19 protein-coding genes and 2 pseudogenes are annotated in these 23,636 nt (G+C 47.8%); 18 read left to right on the top strand and 3 right to left on the bottom strand.

Features of this window, described 5'->3' with window-relative positions; genetic code table 11:
• Positions 1–19 precede the first annotated feature (19 nt).
• Entirely contained in the window at positions 20–1,576 is a 1,557-nt protein-coding gene (locus AC58QD_RS21590) for an extracellular solute-binding protein (protein ID WP_497337081.1), read from the top strand.
• A 119-nt stretch (positions 1,577–1,695) separates the two neighbouring features.
• Positions 1,696–4,695, top strand: a complete 3,000-nt coding sequence (locus tag AC58QD_RS21585; protein WP_497337080.1) for an Ig-like domain-containing protein — start codon at positions 1,696–1,698, stop codon at positions 4,693–4,695.
• 72 nt (positions 4,696–4,767) lie between these two features.
• On the opposite strand, the pseudogene AC58QD_RS21580 reads toward AC58QD_RS21585, so the two are convergent.
• Positions 4,768–5,265: pseudogene (locus AC58QD_RS21580) on the bottom strand (sigma-70 family RNA polymerase sigma factor family protein); the annotation flags it as partial.
• 192 nt (positions 5,266–5,457) lie between these two features.
• Between AC58QD_RS21580 and AC58QD_RS21575 the strand changes: the two are divergent.
• From AC58QD_RS21575 to AC58QD_RS21540, 8 genes and pseudogenes are all read left to right on the top strand, one after another.
• Positions 5,458–6,279, top strand: a complete 822-nt coding sequence (locus AC58QD_RS21575) for a methyltransferase domain-containing protein (protein WP_497337079.1) — start codon at positions 5,458–5,460, stop codon at positions 6,277–6,279.
• A gap of 30 nt (positions 6,280–6,309) precedes the next feature.
• Complete coding sequence (locus AC58QD_RS21570) at positions 6,310–7,131, top strand: aminoglycoside 3'-phosphotransferase (RefSeq protein ID WP_497337078.1); 822 nt, start codon at positions 6,310–6,312, stop codon at positions 7,129–7,131.
• Between the two features lie 301 nt (positions 7,132–7,432).
• Entirely contained in the window at positions 7,433–8,149 is a 717-nt protein-coding gene (locus AC58QD_RS21565) for a hypothetical protein (protein WP_497337077.1), read from the top strand.
• Between the two features lie 375 nt (positions 8,150–8,524).
• A complete protein-coding gene (locus AC58QD_RS21560; RefSeq protein WP_497337076.1) occupies positions 8,525–8,923 on the top strand; it encodes an RrF2 family transcriptional regulator in 399 nt (132 codons plus the stop codon).
• An 82-nt stretch (positions 8,924–9,005) separates the two neighbouring features.
• Positions 9,006–9,920, top strand: coding sequence for an NAD(P)/FAD-dependent oxidoreductase (locus AC58QD_RS21555; protein ID WP_497337075.1), 915 nt, complete (start codon positions 9,006–9,008; stop codon positions 9,918–9,920).
• Positions 9,921–10,081: 161 nt separating this feature from the next.
• Positions 10,082–10,981 (top strand): AraC family transcriptional regulator, encoded by a 900-nt coding sequence (locus tag AC58QD_RS21550; protein WP_497337074.1) that lies wholly within the window; start codon positions 10,082–10,084, stop codon positions 10,979–10,981.
• 144 nt (positions 10,982–11,125) lie between these two features.
• On the top strand, positions 11,126–11,608 hold the full coding sequence (locus tag AC58QD_RS21545) for a GyrI-like domain-containing protein (protein WP_497337073.1): 483 nt from the start codon (positions 11,126–11,128) through the stop codon (positions 11,606–11,608).
• Positions 11,609–11,649: 41 nt separating this feature from the next.
• Positions 11,650–12,060 (top strand): annotated as a pseudogene (locus AC58QD_RS21540) (HIT family protein); the annotation flags it as partial.
• A gap of 15 nt (positions 12,061–12,075) precedes the next feature.
• On the opposite strand, the gene AC58QD_RS21535 reads toward AC58QD_RS21540, so the two are convergent.
• A complete protein-coding gene (locus AC58QD_RS21535; protein ID WP_497337072.1) occupies positions 12,076–12,636 on the bottom strand; it encodes a 5' nucleotidase, NT5C type in 561 nt (186 codons plus the stop codon).
• A gap of 138 nt (positions 12,637–12,774) precedes the next feature.
• On the opposite strand from AC58QD_RS21535, the gene AC58QD_RS21530 reads away from it, so the two are divergent.
• From AC58QD_RS21530 to AC58QD_RS21495, 8 genes are all read left to right on the top strand, one after another.
• Positions 12,775–13,350, top strand: a complete 576-nt coding sequence (locus AC58QD_RS21530; RefSeq protein WP_497337071.1) for a VOC family protein — start codon at positions 12,775–12,777, stop codon at positions 13,348–13,350.
• Positions 13,351–13,655: 305 nt separating this feature from the next.
• Positions 13,656–15,815, top strand: coding sequence for an ABC transporter transmembrane domain-containing protein (locus AC58QD_RS21525; protein ID WP_497337070.1), 2,160 nt, complete (start codon positions 13,656–13,658; stop codon positions 15,813–15,815).
• Complete coding sequence (locus tag AC58QD_RS21520; protein WP_497337069.1) at positions 15,815–16,324, top strand: hypothetical protein; 510 nt, start codon at positions 15,815–15,817, stop codon at positions 16,322–16,324. Before AC58QD_RS21525 ends, AC58QD_RS21520 begins: the two co-directional genes overlap by 1 nt.
• 222 nt (positions 16,325–16,546) lie before the next feature.
• Positions 16,547–17,053: a hypothetical protein gene (locus AC58QD_RS21515; RefSeq protein WP_497337068.1), complete on the top strand. Its 507-nt coding sequence runs from the start codon at positions 16,547–16,549 to the stop codon at positions 17,051–17,053.
• Positions 17,054–17,064: 11 nt separating this feature from the next.
• Positions 17,065–17,376, top strand: coding sequence for a hypothetical protein (locus tag AC58QD_RS21510; protein ID WP_497337067.1), 312 nt, complete (start codon positions 17,065–17,067; stop codon positions 17,374–17,376).
• Between the two features lie 76 nt (positions 17,377–17,452).
• The gene (locus AC58QD_RS21505; protein WP_497337066.1) at positions 17,453–20,554 is read left to right on the top strand and encodes a hybrid sensor histidine kinase/response regulator; all 3,102 of its coding nucleotides are present in this window, start codon (positions 17,453–17,455) and stop codon (positions 20,552–20,554) included.
• Complete coding sequence (locus tag AC58QD_RS21500; protein ID WP_497337065.1) at positions 20,551–21,684, top strand: response regulator; 1,134 nt, start codon at positions 20,551–20,553, stop codon at positions 21,682–21,684. Before AC58QD_RS21505 ends, AC58QD_RS21500 begins: the two co-directional genes overlap by 4 nt.
• Before the next feature lie 940 nt (positions 21,685–22,624).
• Complete coding sequence (locus AC58QD_RS21495; protein WP_497337064.1) at positions 22,625–23,374, top strand: alpha/beta fold hydrolase; 750 nt, start codon at positions 22,625–22,627, stop codon at positions 23,372–23,374.
• On the opposite strand, the gene AC58QD_RS21490 is transcribed toward AC58QD_RS21495, so the two are convergent.
• The coding region (locus AC58QD_RS21490; RefSeq protein ID WP_497337063.1) for a hypothetical protein at positions 23,364–23,636 on the bottom strand (273 nt) is incomplete at its 5' end. The genes AC58QD_RS21495 and AC58QD_RS21490 overlap by 11 nt on opposite strands.

The raw sequence follows: 23,636 nt of genomic DNA, 5'->3' as shown, positions 1-23,636 counted from the left end.
CAAAAAGGGGAATAAAAAAATGATACGTAGAAAGCGCATGTTGGCATTATCGATCGCAGGTTCGTTATCGCTCTCTTTGTTAGCCGGCTGCGGAGGGAAGAACAATACCCCTTCGGATAGCAAAGGAAGCTCGCCGTCTCCAGCTGCGACTGCCGCGGCTACGAAGCAGGTGGAACCGGTCGCAATCAGCTTCACGACCCCACTCTATAACGAGCCACCAAATTTCCAGAGCGACTATTACAAGGAGTTGGACAAACGGGCTAACGTTAAGCTGACGATCAAGGCGATTCCTTTTAATGCTTACAAAGAACAGCTGAACTTGGCGTTGTCCTCGAACGAACTGACTGATGTCGTTGTCAATCTGGAGTTGTTCGATCCCGTTACGATCGGTGCGGTACGCCAGGGAGCGTTTCATGATTTGACGCCGTACCTCGGGGATTTGAAAAAGTATCCGAATCTGGCGAAAATTCCGAAGCAGATTTGGGATAATTCCAAAATTGACGGCAAGGTATTTGCCATACCGCGTCCACGCGGACTCACCGATCAGTCGCTGCACATCCGTAAGGATTGGCTCGACAAATTGAATTTGAAGGTGCCGTCGACCGTAACAGAACTGCGCGACGTGCTGAAAGCTTTCGTCGAGAAGGATCCGGACGGCAACGGGAAGAACGACACGTACGGGCTGGCGGTGTTCGGTGCCACGCTCAATTCCGCGAGCGCACCGCTCAGTTCCGCGTTCGGGGCTAATAAGCCGACGTTCGAGGGAGACAAGATGCTCATTCCGTGGATGACCACAGGCTACCGTGACATGCTCGAATATTTCAGGGGACTTTACGCAGATAAAATCATTACCCAAGAGTATTCCGTGCAGAAATTCGGCCAGGATACGGAAATGTTCCAGAGCGGCAAAGCCGGAGTCGTCGGCAGCTCTATCAACGGGGCTTGGGACATTTGGACGAATACGAAAAAGACGGATCCAAAGGCGGAAATTTTGACGCTGCCTCCGCTCAAAGGTCCGGGAGGAGACGGTAGCTTCCTGCCGTCGGGTTACTTGGGAGGCATCATGATTTCCTCCAAGGTGCCGAAGGATAAAGTCGAGATATTGTTGAAATACCTGGATCAGTCCGCTTCCCAGGAGTTCGTCGATCTCGAGAGGTACGGCATCGAGGGCAAGCACCATACGAAAGAAAACGGCGTTCCGAAAGTGAACGACGAAATGTTCAAGAAGGAAATCGGCAACGCCAGCCTGATGGTCGGCTATTACGATCCTTACAACAAGGCGTTGCATGCGAAAGCGACGCCGGAGTTTAACGAAGTTCAGAAGAAAGTATCCGATCAATACGCGGCCAAAGGCGTGCCAAATCCGTTAGAAGGGCTCATCTCCGATATGAATGCGAAGCGTTCAGCCGATTTGTTCAAGGACCGCAACACGATCCTGACAAAGGTTGTCGTCGGCCAAAGCACAATGGAGGAGTGGGACGCGTACTTGAACCGTTTGAAGGCGGATCCTGACGTTCAAAAAATAATGAAAGAGTATGCCGATCAATACAAGCTGAAATTCGGGGAGAAAAAATAGCTTTACAGGTATCGGGGAACAGTCTCACATCGCAAGACGAGGATGGCGGGACTTTTCTTTCCTACGTATAGTAAACGTTTTCATTCAAGCGAAGAGAATCATGTAATGGAGGTTAACTTATGAAAAAAAAGAAACGGTCTGCAATCGTAATGCTGATTGTTACATTTCTGATCGGCCTAATTGCTCCTGCGCCGTGGTCGAATTTTCGGGTCGAAGCGTCAGGGGGCGCGAACATCGCTCCGAGCGCAACCGTAACGGCCAGCACATACGGAGCGCAGGACACGCCGGACAAAGCCATAGACGGGATCAAGGACAATAATGCGAGCAGATGGAGCTCCAAATGGTACGCAACGCCACCGGCAGGCACGCCAAAGACTCCGCAGTGGCTTCAACTGGAGTGGAATGCTCCCGTGAGCATCGATAACGTCCGGCTGTGGAGCGGCAACATGACGTCGCCCGGCTGGCAGCTCGTCGATTTCGAGATTCAATATTGGGACGGCTCCGAGTGGGTGACGGCAGCTGCGGTTTCCGGCAATGCCAAGGACAGCAAGCTCGGGCAGTTTAACGATTTAACGTTTGCGCCCGTTCTGACGCAAAAGCTTCGCGTATATGTGACAGAGGCCTGTCGATTCGATACGGTTGCGCGCATATTTGAGATCGAGGTGTACCAAAGCGCCGGACTAAGCCTGGAGACCGTACATATCAGTACGAACGAACGGCACCAGACGATCGAAGGCTGGGGTGGCAATGTGTATCCTCAATTTATTCCTCTATTCGCGGCGAACGATCCGAATTACATGAACAAGATGCTCGACGAGTTGAAAACGACGAATATACGCGTTCGCAGCTACTGGTATTTGATGGAGGAAGCGAACGACGATGGCGATTCGCAAACATTCAATTGGAGCGAGTTTCAAGCGGGAGACAAAGGCGATGTACATCAGGAACTGCTAGCCTTGCAAATGCTCTATAACCGGGGCGTGAAGCTGACGCTCGGTTCGTGGCGGTTTCCGAACTGGATGGCTGGCAAGCCGCCGGGGTACAACTGGTCCGGCGCCCAGATGACACTGCCGGCCGATATGGATGACGAATACGCGGAAAGCATGGCAGGCTATTTGCTATATGCTCGCCAGCATTACGGCTTGACGTTCGACTATATTGCGGTCGCTAACGAGCCGAACGGCGGAGGCGTATATATCAACGGCATTACGCCAGCACGATACGCATCACTTACGCAAAAGCTTAAACAGAAGCTGGAAGCGAATGGCTATCGTACTGAGTATTTGGCCGGCGATACGAATGCGGCGACCATATCCGCCGCGCAGTATGCGGAAAGCGTCTTGTTTGAAGACGCTTATGCGAATCCGGAAGGGCAAAGGCTTTTTAGCACTCTTTCCTATCACGCTTACGAGCGATCTGTCGCCGGGCTGCAGCGGTACGAGGAAACGGCCCGGACTTACGGCGTCAAGTTGCATGTCGGCGAGCAAGAAGACCAGATCATCGTAACGGACAAAGACAAATGGTCACGCGCGATGAATAACGCCGTAGCCATTCACGACTCGCTCACTTACAGCAGGGCGAATTTGCTGCAATACTTCGCGTATTCGGCGACGGATAGCGGAGGCTTGGTCATTTACAGCTACAGCGGCAAAACGTGGTATCCCGTCTATGACATGCTTAAGCATTTTTATGATGCGGCGCCGCCGGGCTCCGTCATGATCGGGGCTCATCCTGATGCTTCGTCGGCTTCCGGTCTGTACACCGTCGCGTTCGAAAAGCCCGACAGAAGGCTGGAAATCGTCCTGATCAACGCCGAAGCCGAAACGCGCCAAGTGAAGCTTATCGGGGTCGGAAGCCGCATGTTTTCCGTGCGCAGCAGCAGCGAATTCGCACGGAACTCGCCGGGACAGGACATTGCAGGCTCTGCGGCCGGAGAGGTGACGGTTACGGTTGCGCCTAACAGCATCGTTTCGCTTTCGGAGAAAGCTGGAGTGGGGACGGTCCAAGCACTTCAACTGACCGCGGCCTCTTCCGCTCCGTTAATAAAGGGAGATCGGGTTCAATTGTCGGTCGCAGCAAGCTACGATAATGGAACGGAAAGCAATGTGACGGACGACGTGCAGTATACAAGCAGCAACAATGCGATAGCGACGGTGACGCGTTACGGTTTGGTAACAGGCTTAAGCGCGGGAGCGGCTACGATTTCGGCAACGTTAGGAGGAAAGACCACCGTCTACGAGCTAACGGTCGAAGCTGTCGGGGGGCGGTTGCTGCAGCTTAGCGGGCTTTCCTCTCCCGTTGAGGTAGGCAGTGAGCAGCAACTGGTAGTGAGGGCACTCTTTTCAGACAACACATCTCGGGATGTGACGGCTTATGCCCAATTTGCGAGCAGCAGCCCGCTCATAGCCGGAGTGGATGCTGCGGGTAAAGTAACCGGCTTGTCGGCAGGTTCGACGGTCATTACGGCAACTTACAGCCATTTGTCTGTGGCTGTTCCTGTGATGGTGCAAAGCGGCAATTCCAGCACAGCTGCGGTATCGACGTTAACCGGCGCCGGGGATGTAAGCCCGGGAAAGGAGTTTGCGGTACAGTTCGGGTTAAAGGGAGTAACGGATAGCGTGTACGCTCAAGACTTTATCGTCAACTTCGACCCTGCTTTGTTGAAATATGTTTCCGTTCATTCTTTACGGGAAGGCATTAGTATTGTCAGAACCGTTAAGCAAGCTGAAGGCAAGCTGCGGGTCATAATAGCAAGCCAAGGGTCCTGCTGCGGGTTCACCGGCGATGGCGACATAATCGAGATCGAGTTCAATGCCAAAAACATTCAACAGACGGGTACAGCGAATATTACGGTATCGAAAGTTATGCTGGGCGATGCTCTAGGCAAAGAAAGTGAAGCGGCTTCTGCCTCGTTGGATATTCTCATTGAACGTGTTATTCCCGGGGATGTAAACCGGGACGGCAAAGTGTCCGTCGGCGATCTATCCGTTGCTTCCGTAAGTCTGGGCAAGGGTAGCAGCGATCCGGACTGGAAGCACATAAAACCGGCCGATCTGGATGGAGACGGCGTTCTCTCTCCAGCCGATCTAATCTTGCTCGCGAAGCTGTTGGTGAACTGAGGGGATGATGCGGCAAGCCGGCGGGATGAGATCCTGCCGGCTTTTTAGCTTGAGATTTATTGTAATTCGTGGCTATCTGATATGCGCCAGCTTCTCTGGATTTCGAACGATGTAGATGTTTTGCAACAGTCCGTGCTTCATATGGAGGAATGTAACTCCCGTAATGATGCCTCCTTCTCGGAACACAATACCGGTCTGGCTGTTCATCGGCGCAAACTCGATTGTAGGGCCGACGCTCCTCTCTGGATTGCGGGTGATTCCGAACAGGAAGCGAGCCACAAGCTCCCTCGTCTCGATCGGACGGGCGGCGGACACTTTACCCCCACCGTCAGACACGAGTACCGCAGCTTCGGCAAGCAAAGACAGCACCATGTTGACATCTCCCTGCGAGAGGGCAACAAGAAAGCTTTGTACCCATTCTTCTCCGACGGAGCCCGCACTGATCAATTCCTCTTCAGTAATTCCCATCTTCCCTCTGGCTCGGCTCATCAGTTTGCGGCAGTTCGTTTCGCTCTTGCCTGTTAATTCCGCAATGGCGGGATAATCGAAGCTCAGTGCTTCCCTCAAAACGAATTCGGACCGGGGGGCGCAGGTTCAGGAGGCGCGAATCGGGCTCGACCTGAGATGGGAAGACAGTAATGAAGAACAGGAAGAACTCACTCGACTATCGGAACTCGAGTGAGTTCTTTTTATGTTGATTGTATAGCCACAGCCTAACCCAATTGCTACAATTGGAAATATTGGAAAATGAGGAGTTATATCATGCTAAACAATTCAACCTATAATATCCACAATACAATTCTTGGTTATCAATCAGAAATCGAGAGACTGAAAGCACAGGCCTTAATGGGTTGGGATAAAGAGTTTCGAAACTTAAAGTGGTATGGTTTAGAGAGTGGAATGAGCGTAATTGAACTGGGTAGCGGTCCAGGATATTTTACTCAACAACTTATTAATCACTTACCAGGCAGTCAGATTACAGCGCTAGAAATTGACATTACATTAATGGATCAAGCCAAAAGCATGCTGAATCATATTCCGGAAACACGAGTGCAATTTGTCCATTCATCGATTTATGAAACTGGATTGCCGGATCAATCCTTTGATTTTGCAATTACCCGCTTACTTTTTTTGCATTTACATAATCCATTGGAAGCTGCCAAAGAGATATTTCGTATTTTAAAACCCGGTGGAAAGCTTGTGATCATTGACATAGACGAGGGGATTTTTGGAGCGATTCATCCAGATGTTCTAACTCTACCTTCCGTTCTAAGGAAAATAGCCAAACACCAAGCTGCAAGAGGAGGAAACCGTAATATAGGCAGGAGTTTGCCGCGTCTTCTTAAGAATTCAGGCTATATAGATATCGATATGGATGCTGTAATTCAGCACAGTGATTTACTTGGGATGGAAGGGTTCAAACGACAATTCGATATTGAACGTTTTGTGGGATTATTCAATAGCGGGATAATTAATCAAGAAGAATTTGATGAAATAAAATCCGCGTCTGAGAAATTATCCAATTCACCAGATGCCTATGCAATGTTGACCTTTGTAATGGCATGTGGGAAGAAGCCCGATTAACAAATCGAAAAGGAAGTGAGCTGAACATAGATGAATCTGAAAGTGGAATCAACCATTTACGAGACATTTCCTGCCGAAATACAAACATACATAGAAGATGCAGTAGTGACAATCATTAAGAATAAGGCCAGGTCATCTGTTTATCACATTGAAAAAGAAGCTTACGATATTTTTCTTAAAGTGACTCCGATAAATCAAATGCAAAATGAAGTTCGGATGACGGATTATTTATATAAATACGGGGTATGTCCAAGGGTATTGCATTATTCTTCAGATGATAAAAGAGATTATCTTATTACGGACCGAATTACTGGTTCAGATGCAGCAAGTGACGAATATCTTACGCAACCAGACCGTTTAACTGAAATATTTGCAGAAAGTCTTGTGAATTTGCATCGAGTGAAAGATGTGGACTGCCCTAATATAAACGGGTTGGAGGAAATGGTTATCCGAGCGGAAGGAAACTACCGAGAAGGCAGGGCTGAAAAGGGCATTCTTCGGTATTTAGGATATACAAGCATCGAATCGGCATACGAAGATATGATTTATTTATATAAAAATGCGAACGAAGATAAAGTCGTCATTCACGGGGACTATTGCTTACCGAACTTAATCCTGCATGACTTTAAAATGAATGGATACGTTGATGTAGGGTATGGTGGCATAGGTGATCGCCATTATGATATTTTCTGGGGGCTTTGGTCTTTACAACATAACTTGAAAAGCAATGACTATTCACACAGGTTTGTTCAGGCTTATGGCAAACCTATCATCGATCAAGATCGACTTCGTCTTTGTGGACTTCTGTCTGTCTTTAACGGTTTTAGGGGGCAAGACTATTATGAATATTAACATCGTTAATTGAAATAACGGGTAACGAGAGCTTAACAAACAATTGGAACGAGGCTGCCGGCATCGATTTTTTACAAAACCTTTTACCAAGATTGAGGTTTCAGGTTGGTTTGCACAAAAGAAATTCAGGAATTTTCAAAAGAGGATAGTGGAGTTTGGTTGGACTACTTTTGACTTGAGCTAATTGAACTAACAGGGAACTAGAAAATTGGGGGTTTTCTAAACCGATAAAAATGAGATCTACAAACAATGGGTGAAATCTAGTATTATGGATTATTATGGGGTTTTGGAGGGCTAAGATATGGAACTAAAAGATTATTTGTTGGTTTCTGTAAGTAGTATTGCATTGGTAGTTTCGTTAGTATCAGTAATAATAACTTTAAGACAAAAAAAATATGAAAACGAACGAACGATAAGAAATCAACTTACAGATACTATTTCAAAATTAATTACTTTAAATATTGAAAATCAAAAGAATAGCGAACTAGCTAATGAATCTAGTAGGGTTGCCCTTAGTAGAATCTTTAATTCACAAAGAAGATATTTGCTTGAACAATCTATATACTTAATGGAAAAAATAGAAAAACTAGTTACAGATGTTGAGTATATTATTATTGCAGATGCGTTAGTTAATACAGGTGATATTGATAGAGCTGACTTTTATTATTCTAGATGTGTGGATACATCATCAAACGATACCTATAAACTCTTTAACACTAGAGGGTATGCAAGATTTTTATTTGATAATGTGAATCATGATCTCGGCAGAAAGAAATATCAAGAAGCTTTAGAAATTAAATTAACTGATAGTGATAGAAGTAGATATGAACGAGGTGATACTTATTTAATGTGGGCTGGGATTGAGTACGATCATAACTACATAGAAGAATCTAAGCGTCTATTTGATAGAGCTGAGAGTACATTCAAGAGTATCGGCAAGCTATCACAACAGGAACACGGTCTTGCTCGGTTGTACGAAAGAAAAAGGATGTTATTCAATGAGGATGGGGTTGCATAGCAATCCTTTTTTGTTTTCACGAGATAAAAGTATTTTTGTATTCCTAAGAGGTGTGCCAAACGATGCTCCAACGCCATATGCAGGAGAGGGCGTAGCGTGATCTGTAAATTGACGTTTTCCGACATATGCGGACACTAGATATGCTTATTACGAACAGAAAGCAGCAGGGCAAACCTTGGCACTATTAACCACAGAAACTGCGTCTATTCAAAAATTATACTTACAAATATTTTCATCAATGGTACAAACTTTTGCTGGCTGGGCTTTGGTGCCCCTCATAGTTGTCAAGACGCAATGAGAGGCGGTACGGAACGCTTGTTTTTTAGATGAATTAAAGTTATTATGGATTCATATAATCCTTAATGGAGGTGCTGAATGAAGTATTCTCAGGCGACCGACTATGCGCTTCATGCGATGCTTTATCTGGTAACGTCAGCACCTGATAAGCCTGTTGGAGTGCAATTGCTGGCTGAGAAGCTGGGCGTTTCACAGACCTATTTATCCAAGTTGATGACCAAGCTTGTCAAGGCCGGACTGATTCAGTCCTCTCCGGGGGCAAACGGTGGATATCGCCTCAGGCATAAGCAGGAGGATATCTCCTTTCTCGATATCATTCGTGCGATAGAAGGGAACGCCTCCTTGTTCGAATGTAGCATTAATCACGGAAACGGGTGTCTGATCCAACAGGTTGTGATGGACGCCGAACGACAGATGGAGCAGTATCTGGAAAGTAAGAAAATAGCGGATTTGGCGAATGTACTTAAGACGGAGTAAGATCCGTCCTTTTTAAACGTTAATTAAAGACATTAAGAATCTGTTAAATCTCTAATAATGAATTGTGGAAAGGAAATCAAATATGACTTACGATTGTGTAATTATCGGCGGAGGACCGGCTGGTCTAAATGCGGCTCTTGTATTAGGCAGGGCAAGGAAAAGTGTCGTCATAATTGATGAAGGGCGTCCGCGTAATCAGGTTACGCGCGAGACTCACGGTTATCTTACGAGAGATGGTATCAGTCCAAGCGAGTTTCGACGCATTGCGAAGGAACAGATTAGCGCATATCCATCCGTCTATTTTGTGGCGGATACTGCTGTATCGATCACGGGAACCGATGGTCATTTTCAAATCACGACCGCTCAGGGCACGATCTATCGGAGCAAAAAGGTGCTTTTTGCAGTAGGTAAGAAGGACGTTCCGTTGGATATTAGCGGTTTGGCTGATGTATATGGCAAAAGCGCTTTTGTATGCCCTTATTGCGATGGCTGGGAATTAAGAGACCAGCCGCTTGTCTTAATTGTTAAGGGAGCAAAGGCGCTTCACTTAGCCAAAATGATTTCCGGATGGACGGACCGTTTTACAATTTGCACCAATGGACCTGATGAAATGACACTTGCAGAAAAAGAGGAGCTCGATCAACATAACGTTCCTGTGTGTGACTCACCAATCCGGTCGATTGCATCAAACGACGGGATGGTTCAACAAGTTGAACTGGAGGACGGAACAACAATTCCGTGTACAGGTATTTTCTTTGTACCGAAGCTTGTGAACGGATCAGAGCTGCCGCAAGCAATAGGTTGCCAGATGACGGGAGCAGGAACGGTCGTTATTGATCATTTTGGTAAAACGAATGTTCCGGGTATTTATGGTGCAGGAGATGCAGCGTCGGAGCAGTATCAAGCAATAACAGCCGCTTCGTTAGGCGCATTGGCTGGTGTGGGCATAAACAACGAACTACTTATGGAGGATTGGAATAGGTACCATGATAAATAACCAGTAGTCATGTATGTTGAGAAGGGATCGAGGAACGTTAGTTGAAAGGTGATCTATCACAAGACTGCCGGCAATCCGGTTAGATGCAACTTAGTTGTGCACAAATAGTTGCGATACGGCGCTGAAGCTACTCTATACTTCGATTGAGAGGAGGGAATCAGATGGATTGGCTTGCGAGGATGAATCGGGCGATGGATTACATCGAAATGAATTTATCTGGAGAGATTGAACTGACTGAAGTTGCCCTTAAAGCTTGCTGTTCGTCACATCAGTTCCAAAGAATGTTCTCATTCATTACGAATGTGACGCTTGCTGAATATATTCGGCGTAGACGGCTTACTCTTGCCGCACTGGAATTACAAAATAGCGATGCTGCGAAAGTTATCGATATTGCCCTTAAATACGGCTATGAATCGCCGGTTTCTTTCGCACGAGCTTTTCAATCGTTGCATGGTGTCACTCCGGCAATGGCCCGTCAAAATGGAGTCGCGCTTAAAGCCTATCCTCGGCTTTCCTTCCTTATAACGATTAAAGGAGCAGAAGCGATGAATTATCGTATCGAGACAAAAGAAGCTTTCCAAGTATTTGGCATTGAAAGAGTGTTTCACACAAACGGAGGCGACGAAGGACTGGATACGCCGGCACAACTGTGGCAGCAATGCCACGCTAATGGCGAAGTTGAGAGACTTGCCGCCAATGCGGGTGACTTGCCTTCTTTTGTGAGCCTGGATTCATATAAAGTACATGCGGTTTGCAGCTATAGAAAAACCGGGAACGATACTTTTCCGTATATGCTGTGTGCATTCAAAAGTGAATCGAGTAACACAAATGGATATTCTTCCATAACGATTCCCGCGCACACATGGGCAATTTTCCCTTCAGAACTATTCACTTGGGATAAATTTGATAATACCATCGAGACCTTATACCGACGATTCTTCTCAGAATGGCTGCCAACGGCTGGATATGAGCAGATCGATGGAATGGAATTCGAAATCTATGGCGGCAGAGCCGGGCTTAACTACGTTGAACTCTGGTTCGCCGTAAGAAAAATTGCTTAATCTGTAGATTATTTGTATGCGCGTTGCTGTTCGACTATCGAATACCCCCGGCTTCCAAAGTCCGGGGGCAATAATATTTCTAGTTATTGGTAGATATGTTATGGTACATATTAGGATCAATGACAAACAGGGAGAGTGAATTTAATGGAAATTGAAATCGTTCAAACTAGTAATATCTCTGCATTTGTTGGGGTAAGGGCGAGTACTAGTATGTCTAATCTGGGAACTGGCATCGGGCACGCATTTGATGAATTGATAAGAAGACGAGATGAAATTAATAACATTAAGAATCCAAATGTGACCTATGGAATATCACCACCAAATTACAAAAGGAACAATGGGATTCTTGACTTCTATTGTTGCTATGAAGTGGATCCTCTTGAAAATTTACCGGGTGGGATGGTCCATATCCATCTATTGCCACGTACTTACTCAAAGACACATTATAGGGGACCGGCTAGTCAGACGGTAACCGCTTATGATTACACGACAAAATGGCTTGATGAAAATGGATATTCCTATGATGATGTAGCTTATTATTACGAGAGATACGATGAGAAGACAATAAGAGAATTCGATGATGAACGAAATGAGATCATAATATTTTGTCCTGTAAAAAAGAAATGAGGGAGTGTAAATAGCCTTGAAAGAGTAGACAGAAAAAAGGAGGGGTCTATATGAGTAAATGTCCTTTTTGTAGTATTAATGAAGATCTTGAGGAACAAATCGTTTTTGAGAATGAACACTGTATGTTTATTCAGAAAGAGAGTGAGCAGGAGGTACTAGAAGGCTGCGGACTTATTATTCCTAAAGCACATAAAGAGAATGTTTTTGAGCTGTCTAAAGAAGAATGGAACGATACATACGAAATCATGCAAAATGTGAAGGGATTACTAGACAACAAACATTCACCGGATGGTTATATCTTAGGGTGGAATGTTGGAATGGTGTCAAATCAGCACATAAATCATGCGCATTTTCATATTATTCCGAGGTTTAATGACGAGGCACACGCTGGGAAGGGTATAAGATATTGGATAAAACAGCCAGATAATAAAAGAAGATCAAAACAGAAGTAATTACTGGCCTTAAATTCATTTTTGTTTTAATTCCAAGTAGTCGATGTGCTTTTTTACTTCAATCCAATTTGAAGCTCGATATACTAAGACATTAGTAACGGACCTATTGTAGGGTTGCTCATATAAAATAACGGGCTTATTTGCAAGGGCAAACTCCTCCGCGTAGTGAGGACCATCATCAATCAACACATCCACCTTGGAATTAAGGCATTCCTGGAGTTTGTTTTCAATAAGTGTAATATTGTGATAATTAATGTTATGGTGCTTAAGCCATTTGACGGTAACATCAAGAAAAAGTAAGGGTCGAGCCGTAATAATGGATATTTGATGTTGATTAAATAGTTGCTGTAATATTTCTACGGCCATTGGAAAAGGTGCTGAGTTCCAATGAATATCATGCCCGTATTTATTATAAATGGCATCACGTTCTGTCTTATCCCATCCATATAAACGGTATAAATAAAAATCATTAACATCGTCAGCTGTAAACGATAATCCAGACGCTTGATTGTAATATTGTAAATGTGCTGAAGTTGCATCAAGAATGGTGTTGTCTAAATCTATTCCAATATGCAAAGGTTAACAACTCCTAACGGACTCTTTTTATTTTACACATTATACCATGCAGCAGATATTAGAAGGTAAAGATGATAAAAAAAGACATTATCGTCACATACGAGCATGGTAAAATTATGAAATAGAAGGAGGGATAATTTGGCGACCGATACTAAGACCCATCACAATTCTGATAGTTACAAACCTAACGTCATCCCTAAAGCATTGAAAGTTATTGAAGGGTATAGGGACGATATGACAAAGTTTGACGAGAGCGAAGATAAAAGTGAGCATACGGATACAAGTGGAGAAGGAGGCGATCCAGTGAGTGAGCAAGTGGTAACCGCGAATATATCGGGTTCATCCATTGTTTTGTTGGTTGCAGATGTACGGAAATCTTCTGATTTTTACAAGAATCTTGGGTTCAAATATGAGGAAATCGGTGGTCCGAAAGTTAAACATGTACACGTATCCAGAGGCAATCTCACGTTTATTTTGCACCCTGCAATTAATAGAGAGGATGTAAGACCGTCATCTTCTGTCGAAGGCGGGCTGTATTTTGATGCTTATGCTTATACCGATGCCATAGACCTACTGGTTGAAGAATGTCGTTCTAAAGGTGTAGAAATAGTAGATGGTCCTCACTTCTCCGAACATTGGAGTGAATTTACAATGAAAGATGCTGAAGGGTATCGGATTACTTTTGGCGGTGGTGTTAGTAAAAAGTTGGAATAGCTTTTTCATGAAGGATCAATACATGACATGCTGGACAGAAATGATCAGCACGAATCTAAAATTAGAGAACTTACGTCGGTACATACAGGGCACCATTTATAGTAATCCTTAACGGCCTTCCCTTTTGCGGAACAGCCGGTTTTTTGTGTGTATTAGGGGATTATGCGGGGAATTGTCGCACAAACCTAACATGAAGCGCTTTCTTTTCAGTTTCCGAACTAGTTGAGTCCGTTACAGTTAGTCTAATCGCGGTCATGCAGGTCCGATAACAGGCATCATTTAGCTAGCAAAGGAGACGGACTAAGATGTTATGGAAGAGCATAGTCGTTTTGGTTCGGTCGTCCCCGTTATTCATATTCCTCATCCTGTTGGGTGCCATCATCGACATCTTGTTCCGTTACCTCTCCTCCCTCAGTTATAAATACTTGATTGATCTTGCCTTGCTTCCCCGTGATGGTAAGGCACTAGCGATCATCATCAGCATCTTGCTGAGCCTGGGATTGGTCAACGTGCTGGTTGGCATCTCCAGCGACTACGCCAAAGCCCGATTGGGCTCGAACTTCCTGTTCGAGTATCGGATTCGCTTGTTTCGGCATATGCAGCTGCAGTCACAACGCTTCTATGAGCGATTCGGAGTCGGTAATCTTCTCGCCCGATATACCGATGATATTCCCTCCATACAGGCAGCCGTACTCTATATATTGACCGGAGGCTTCCTCTCCATCACTAGCGTTATCGTCGGACTCTCCATCCTCTTCACGATGGAATGGAAGCTGACCCTAGTGGCCTTAGCCGGCTCGCTTCTCTTATTCGTTCCTTTCCGGATGCTCAAGTCTCGATCGCTTGCCTTGGGCGACGCCTACTACAAGCAGCTGGACCAGTTCAACGGATCGATCGACGAGAATGTGAAGGCGTTCCGCGTCATTCGAGCGTTCGATCTGCGCGACAGCATGCTAGCGAAGGTCGAAGGGAATCTTCGGACGATGCTCTCCATCGGCGTCCAGAGGAACTTCGTCAGTTCGAATCTGAACCGGTTGCCCATGCTTGCCGTCTCTATTCTGACTGCGGTCATTCTCGCCTATGGCAGTTACTTGACGTTTGACGGGAGCCTCTCGATCGGCGAATTTATCGCGTATAACTCCATTTTTTTCACGGTAGGCACGTCGATGTTCGGCTTAACCTCCGTACTGCCTTATCTTCTATCGGCTCGTACGAGTCTGGAGCGCCTGCAGCAGGCGATGGACTGGAAGCCCGACGTAATCGAGCGGGAAGGGCCGGAGCTGTCTCCCATCCGTTCGGAGATTGCACTTCGTGACGTCACCTTCGCCTATATTCCCGGCGAGCCGGTGCTGCAGCACCTGGATCTTTCTATCCCGGTAAGCGGCTATACTTCAATCGTTGGCTCCAGCGGGGCTGGCAAGAGCACGGTCCTGCAACTGCTGATGAGGTTCGAGGACCCTCAAAGCGGAGCCGTGCTGTTCGACGGGCAGGATATCAAGGAAGCCCAATATGCGTCCCTGCTTCAGCAGGTAGGGGTCGTCTTCCAGGATTCCATTCTGTTCCAGGCTACGATCCGGGATAACATTCGCGTCGGCAGGCCAGATGCGAGTGAAGAGGAGATCGAGCATGCCGCGCGAGCGGCCGGCATCCATGAAACGATCGTCGGATTCAGAGAGGGCTATGATACCTTCGTCCGCAACTATGGGGATAGTCTGTCCGGAGGACAGCGACAGAGGATCGCGCTCGCCCGGGCTCTGCTGCGCAATCCGCGCATCCTGTTCCTGGACGAAGCCACATCGGCCCTCGATCCCGATACCGAACGCTCGGTGAACGAGACGATCTTGTCGCTTGCGCGCACCATGTCGATCGTTTCAGTCACGCATCGGCTGGCTTATGCCGCGATGTCCGACCGGATCATCGTCCTCGATCAGGGGACAGTAGCCGAAACCGGAAAGCATGAGCAATTGCTGGAGCAAGATGGCTTATACCGCCGTATGTGGGAAAAGCAGCAAGGGTTTATGCTAGCTCACGGCGGAGCCAGTGCCCAAGTACAGTCGGATCGGCTTCGCAAGCTGCCTTTTTTCCGAAGCATCGAGCCCGATGCGTTGGAGGAAATCTCCCGGCTCTTCGTCACGGAGAAATTCGAAGCAGGAACAACTGTGGTCGAGCAAGGCAATCAGGGGGATAAATTTTACTTAATTGCGAGAGGAAAGGTCGAGGTCTTCATCGCAACTGGAACGGGCGGCGAACGCCGCAAAGTAGCCGTGCTCGAAGACGGGGATCATTTCGGAGAAATTGCGCTTATGGAGCACATCCCACGAACGGCCACCATTGTCACGGCCACGTCCTGCTGGCTGCTGTCGTTGTCGTACGACCATTTCCATCCGCTCATGATGCGCTATCCCGCAATCCGGGAAGGACTCGAAACCACTTTAAGAACGCGAATGCAGAGGAGAGATGACTAATGCTGCAATGGATGATCGCTGATACGGAACAGATGAAGGAGGATGGGGTCCGGTTCTTATGCCGGCATGCTGAGGATCTTGGCGTCCCGTACAAGTGGAGTACGGTTATGAATTCACTATATACCTCCATCTACGATTCTGGCTTCATGATCGCTCTAGATGAGAATCGACAGGTTCGAGGGGTATTGGCGTATACGTACGGGACAGGGGAAGATAAGAAAGCCGATCAGACACGGATCGAAGTACATCATCTCTACCTCGAGGCTCAATTCCGTACAGGAACGAAGTTTGTTGAAGTCATGGAGGCCTTGGTCGAACGAGAGATCGAACTTACGCAACCGATTCGTCAGATTGAATTCTACTGTACTCCAACAGAAGCACATAGAAGGTTATTCGGCAAAATCGCTGCTGTCAGCAATACGAGGATGCATCCTTGCGGTATGCTCGACTTTTACATCACCACACCTGATCGAGTAAGGCAATATGTCGCACGGAAGGTTAACTCTTAAGAAAGACCAGCATCGCTGCTGGCCTCCTTACCATCAAATTTACTCCTTCTCGTTGTCGCTTCCATCGCGTTTAGGCGCTTCTTGTGGTGGCATATTGACTCCGGATTGTCCCATTCGTGCTCACCTCCTCAGTTGAATTCAACTTTAATATACGTAATAAAATTTGAAATAACAAGAATTAATCCAAAATATTTCTATATTACCCATAATGAGGTGATTAGTATGATACGATTCGAAGTTTGCTCGAATACCCAACAATGGAGCCAGTTTACGGATTTCTATATCCAGCATCGAACGCGCATTATTCCACATTACCGAGTGAGCCTTGCTTTGAGAGATGTCAAAAACTACATGAAGCGTGGCAGGGCCGCCCTTATCATGAATGAAACGGATCAGGTCGTTGGGATTGGAAGCTTCGTTCTTGGACTAGAGGATGATGAGTTCAAGGACAAAGATATTGCGGTTCTGGGCAATAGCTGCTTCATTGAGGAAGTTCAGAGTAATCTGACTTTCATTCGGGGCTTGCAAAAGCTGGCCGAACAGATCGAAGACGCAAACCCTAATGTGCGGGAAGTCAGAATTCCCACATCCGCGGAAAACGACTATACGAACCGCCTATATCAAAAGCTAACGGCCAAACTCCATTCGTATGATTCCAATTATGGAAAAGTGAACGTCTACTCGATGTCCTTTCGTGAGTATAAAGACTTCTGCGATCGTTTTCGCTAAAGGAGCCCAAGATGAGTCGTAAAGCTACACTAGGGGTATTACTCGCATTACACATTGGTTTCGTGTTGTTTCTCGCCGTTTGGTTGTTCATGGCCGGCATTTCGCTAATGGGATTCAATGATGCCAGCGTGTTCACACATGCTGCAACCTGGCTGCTCATCCTCTACTTGTTGTCCTATCCGTTGGGACTCCTTGCGTCCTTGATAGCAAGCTGGTGGCAATACAGACGCAAGCGATATAGGGCGGCACTCCTCTGGAATGTCTTCCCGGTGTTATGGATCTTAAGCGCGATCGGCATCTTCCTGTATGCTAATTTTTCTTGACGGGTAGGACCTGGCAGATAGTATGCTAAGATGAAGAGTGGAATTTACACTCCCCGAAAGTGGTGCAGGATGATCGATGTCACATAATTGGCGCAAAAGGTTGGCGGTATTGGTCGGCTGGGTAATCGTCATGGCTGCCTTGTGTTGGCCCATCGCAGAAACCATTCCCGCCAAGAGCGGTCTCCGTGCAGTGGAAGGCGTCATAGATCTGCAACAGTGGAGCTTGCAAGAAGACGGACCTGTCCGACTAAACGGTCGCTGGTCCATGTATTGGAATGAGCTGCTGACCTATCCCGAAGGCACTTCAGCGGAAGGCGTGAAGCCGATAATCGTAGAGGTGCCTGGCGAATGGCATAGCAATGATCTGCCGGGGCGCGGCTATGCAACGTACCGGCTAACTGTAGCTACGCAAGGGGACTCCGGCACATTAGCGCTGCACATTCCTGCAATAGCTCCTGCCTACCGCATCTTGATCGATGGTAGCGTCATTGCGGAGACGGGCGTCGTCGCGTCCGAACGGACAGCCGTACACGCTGCCTATTTGCCGCAAACCGTCTCATTCGATCCTCCCGGTGGGACGTTCGACCTTATGATCCAGGTGGCCAATGAGCTGTATCCGCAAGGCGGAATCTGGTACAGCCTGACGCTCGGTACCGAGCAATCGATGCTTACCCTGAAGGAACGTACAGGGTATGTGGAGATGGCGGTGTTCGGTGGTTGCGCACTGCTGGGCTTGTATCAACTCGCGTTGTTCGCGATGCGCCGGTCGGAACGATCGACCTTGTATTTCGGCATATGCTGTCTCTTAGGTGCCGTCCGAATCGGGGCGGTGGGCGGAATGTATATCGTCCAGCTCTATCCGCATACCGATATTCGGCTGCTTATTTTCATAGAATATTTGACCTATTATGGCGGTGTTACTGCGGCACTCCTGTTTGTGAGAGAGTTATATCCGAAGGAGTTCCACCCGGTAGTCAATAAGCTGCTAGTCGGAATTGGCTGTATCTTCATTGGAAGTGTCCTGCTGCTTCCTACCGAATGGTACACACGCTTCATAGATTTGTACAAATATGTATCCCTAGTAAGTCTGGCGTATATTTTATTCGGGTTTGCATGGGCGTACTGGCGGAGCCGAGAGGGTGCGCTGCTCCAACTCATCGGATGGCTCATTTTCACGGCTTCTGCGCTCCATGATATTTTATATAGTGACGGCAGGATGATCTGGAGTGATCTTCAGCTCGTGCCGTACGGCTTCATTCTGCTAGTGTTTATCGAAGCGATGGAGCTTGCTCGCCGATTCACGAATGCCTATCGCATTATCGGCCGAATGTCGGAACAGTTGATCGCTCCGGATCGGATGAAGGATGAATTCCTGGCCAACACCTCCCATGAGCTGAAGACTCCGCTGCATGGAATTATGAATCTTTTATTGGTTCTGACCGAGGAGAAGTCGGGGGCGTTGAACGGGCACCAACGGGAGCAGTTGGAAGTCGTCATCGCAGTAGCCCGCCGCATGTCGAACCTCATTAACGATATTCTCGATTGGTCCCGTCTGAAGAACAGCGGTATTCAGCTGGATCGTGGGCCTGTCGATATTCGTGCCATCGTATCGACGCAGCAGGAGGTATTCCGCCACTATATCGGAGATAAGCCAGTTGTGCTGCGCTTCGATTGGCCGGATAGGCTGCCTAATGCGTATGCTGACGAGAGCCGACTGCTGCAGATTGTGTACAACCTTATCGGGAATGCAATTAAGTTCACACCGGAAGGCGAGGTTGTAGTATCGGCATGGGCGGAAGGCGGAATGCTGCATCTTGCCATTGCCGATACGGGAATCGGCATCGAGGCGGACATGCTGGAGTCGATCTTTCAATCGTTCGAACAAGTGGGCACATCCGTTGCGAGAGAATACGGTGGAGCCGGGCTTGGACTCGGAATCGCGAGACGGTTGGTCGAACTGCATGGTGGACGGATCACGGTAACCTCGCAGGTTGGCAAAGGCTCCGTCTTCATCATCACGCTTCCGATTAGTGAAACCAACATCATACAGGGCGTTCCGCCTCGATCAAGCGAGGAAGCTCGTGCAGCAGCAGCTATGCCAGTAGTGCGGCCGGAGAAGGCAGTAACGGAAGCCGTTAGGCAGAATAACGGCACGCGACGGGAACATGTGATCTTGGCGGTCGATGACGATCCGGTCAACCTTCGAGTACTTCAGGCGGTGCTGGCGGACGAGCCGTACGAGATTATTACGGTATCCAGCGGGATGGAAGCGATGGAGACTTTGGACCGATTAGGCGGTCGAATTGGTCTTGTAATCCTCGATGTCATGATGCCTGGACAATCCGGCTATGAAACTTGCAGGCAAATTCGGCACACTTATCCGCTAAGCGAGTTGCCCATTCTGCTGACGACCGTACGCAGCGGGCCTTCAGACGTGATGGTCGGCTTCGAGGTTGGGGCCAATGATTACTTGACCAAGCCATTCCAAGCTTATGAGTTGCGGGCACGAACGCGTACCCTGCTGGAGATGAAACGTTCAGCTGAAGATGCGGTTCGTTCGGAGTTGGCGTTTCTGCAAGCGCAAATCAAACCGCATTTTCTCTACAATGCTCTCAATACCATTATCACCTTCTCACTCGAAGATCCGCAGACGACGCATGATCTGCTGTTGAACCTTAGCCGATATTTGCGAGGGAGCTTCGACTTTAAGTCCAAGGACAGGCTGGTGCCATTGCGCAAGGAGCTGGAGCTGGCTGAGGCTTACCTGCATATTGAGCGGGCGCGGTTCGGTGAACGTCTCCGTATCCGCTATGAGGTGGACGAAGCCGCTGATTGTATGCTGCCGCCGCTAACGCTGCAGCCGCTCGTAGAGAATGCGGTGCGGCATGGCATCACGAAGAATGAGGACGGCGGCACCGTGACGATATCGGTCCGCACCGATACCAACTTTACGATCCTATCTGTCGAAGACGATGGCCCAGGTATACCTGAATGGGCCAGCACGATGCTCTCGTCGGAGAATGAGGGTAAAGGAGGCGTAGGGCTGCGCAACATACATCTGCGACTGTTAAAGCTGTACGGATCGGGTGTAGAAATCGGGATGGGAAGCATCGGCGGCACCAAGGTCACCCTTCGCATCCCTCAAGCTGCAAGGGAAAGCATGGAGGTGAATCGATGATTCGAATCATTGCGGTTGACGATGAGCAGCCCGCTCTTCGTAGAGTGGGGAAAGTGCTGGAAACATTCGAGCAAGTCCATATAGCCGGTTTATTCGATAAACCAGTGGCTTGCCTGGAATACGTACTGACCGAGCAGGAACCCATTGATCTGGTTCTGCTTGATATGGACATGCCGACCATGCATGGCCTGGAGTTGGCGAGACGACTTCGTGAATGTCGGCCGGAAATTCATATCGCGTTCCTGACAGCTTACGAGGAGTTCGCCAAGGATGCTTTTGACGTGGAGGCGCTTGATTACTTATTGAAGCCTGTGATGAAGGAAGATATGGCCCGCACGATCGGACGGCTCTTGAAACGGATCGGGCGCGACGGTGGTCAAGTCCATCAGCCTGAACGGGGAATTGCCGTTCATAGCCTCGGCCCCTTCACTGTGCTGTCGTATAGCGGCGATGCGATCCGGTTTCGCAATTCGAAAGCGAAGGAGCTTCTGGCATACCTGCACTATCATCTGGGCAAGCCGGTTAACAAAGCACAGATCATGGAAGATATATGGTACGGGCGTGATGCTCAGCGAACCCAAGTCAATCTGCATACGACGATCTACCAGCTTCGCAAAGATCTGGAGATCAGCGGGGTGTCCGATCCTATCGTTCAGATGAAGCTAGCAGGCGGCAGCTACACACTGCATTGGTCCGCATCATTCGATGATGTCGTGGCTTATGTGGAAGAGGTGCGCCTATTTAAGCGTACATCGTCATTGACGCATGCGTTAAAAGCGGTGCAATTATATGGGGGCGGCTATTTATCGGGAAGCGGCTATGTATGGGCGGCACCACGACAGGCAGAGCTGGAGCTGGGCTACACAGAGCTGCTGGAAGCGATTGTGGACATCTATGTGAGGCAGCAGCGGTTCGATATCGCATTGAATCCGATGAGGAAGTGGTCGGAGCTGAACCCTTTAAGCACGCGGCTTCATGCTAAGATGATCGCGCTGCTGCTGCTTATGAACCGGGAAGCGGACGCCAGAGCCTACCACGAGCTTGCGCGGGAGCTGTTCGATCAGGCCGAGGACGTATCAGAGATTGAATATGACAGCATTGCTGCCAATCCGTTAAGGCCTTTCTCTTGAGATGGGCTTCTGTTTGCCGTTTTTAGGGGGAGCCAGAGGTTCCCCCCTATTAAACAGTATAAGAATACGATTTGGACTCGGATTCATTCTTCCTGCTAGCATTATTGAAGTAATCCTTACTAATTGGAGCATACAAGGGAAGGATCCGGGAAATAGTGAATCAAGCTTTACTATTAGTTAGGCTAGCTTTGGAATTAGTAAAGGTGGGTTAACTAATCGCCCCCGCGACTCGGTTGAAGGACAAATTAGTTCGTTTTCCTGTTTCTACTTAGGTCTTGTGGAGATCGATAGCCATTGCCAGTATAGGTTATTTGTGTTGAGAAGACAGTTTTTTTTTCGGATAGCCTGTTTTACTACTGGTTATTGGCCTGATTCTGAGGAAAATCGGGTAACAATGAGGAAATAAAGGATAGTCAGGTTGGCTAATTAGTTCCTGAGCGATGAAATGTCCCATATAGCCAGTAGTAAGATGGCTTATCTGTAAACGGCTTGCCACTATAATCCAAACTGTCCACAATACGCAGAAGTGGAGAAGGAAAAATAGTAATATTGTGCTTGAGTAAGGTGGGAATCACACAACGAATTCGAGCAATCGAGACCTAAGTAGTAACGTTTTCCTTCACTATTAGTAAAGTTTGATTAACTAATCCCAAGAATCTACCGATGGATCTCGGTCCTTTGTAGACAGTCCTTTAGCGAGCTAAAGTAGATGTCGATGATTTATACACAGACAAGCCATTCCTGCGTAGTTCCCCTAAGGAATTGGTGGAGACGGGAAAAATTAGTTATACAGGCTAAAAATTGTAGATGATGAACAGCTCCCTTCAGATTGACTGAGGGGAGCTTCTTTTGATTACATCCTCAATTGAGAACCGGCAACACAATTCGGTCATATAATAGGCGAATATACCAACGTTATTTTACGGAAGGAACATGAATCATGCATTACATCATTCAGCCTTTGACTTTCGTGCTCGTCCATGGCTCGTGGGCGGATGCAAGCTTTTGGAACGGCATTGCCTTCGAGTTGAGTAAGATGGGCCATAGAGTCTACACGCCAGAATATCCCGGCCACGGAAGCGATCCGAATACGAACGTGACGCACGCCATGATTACGAAAGCGGTAGCCGACTTTATTGTCGCCCACAATCTGCGCGATATCGTGCTGGTCGGGCATAGCTTCGGCGGATCGGTCATTCAGAAAACGGCGGAACGCGTACCCGACCGGATCAAGCGGCTCGTATTTATGAACGGGTTCGTGGTGGGGGACGGACAATCCGTGGCAGATCAATTTCCGCTTCCCGTTCAGCAGGCGTTCGTGCAACTTAGGCAATCGTCGGCAGACGATACGATCATGCTGCCGTTTCCTCTATTTCGCGAATCGTTTGTCAATCTGGCGGATCTCGCTACGGCGAGGCTGCTTTATAGTGAGATAAGACCCGAACCCGCGAAGCCCTCCTTTGAGAAGCTAGACTTGAGCGCTTTCTACAGCCTCAACATTCCTCGCAGCTACCTTTATTTAACCGAAGATAACGTATTGCCTCAGGGCGAAGGCTTCGGTTGGCATCCGCACATGTCCGGTCGTCTTGGCATGTTCAGATTGATCAAATCGCATGGTGACCATATGACCAATTTTAGGACCGAGCCTACGCTTTTGGCACTAAAGCTGTACGAGGCTTCTAGAGATTGATTACGGGAAATTTGCATAAAATTGTCCACTTTAGACCAATCTCTTCAGAGCGGAAAATCCGCTTTAGAAGTGACTCAGAAGGTTGAACGATCGCTGTAGCGCGGAAAATCCGCTTTAGAAGTGACTCAGAAGGTTGAACGATCGCTGTAGAGCGGAAAATCCGCTTTAGAAGTGACTCAGAAGGTTGAACGATCGCTGTAGCGCGGAAAATCCGCTTTAGAAGTGACTCAGAAGGTTGAACGATCGCTGTAGCGCGGAAAAT

The organism is Paenibacillus sp. J2R1T-4 (genome assembly GCF_059692235.1).
Note: the sequence above shows the minus strand (reverse complement) of the source record. Positions and strands in the feature narration are given on the sequence as shown.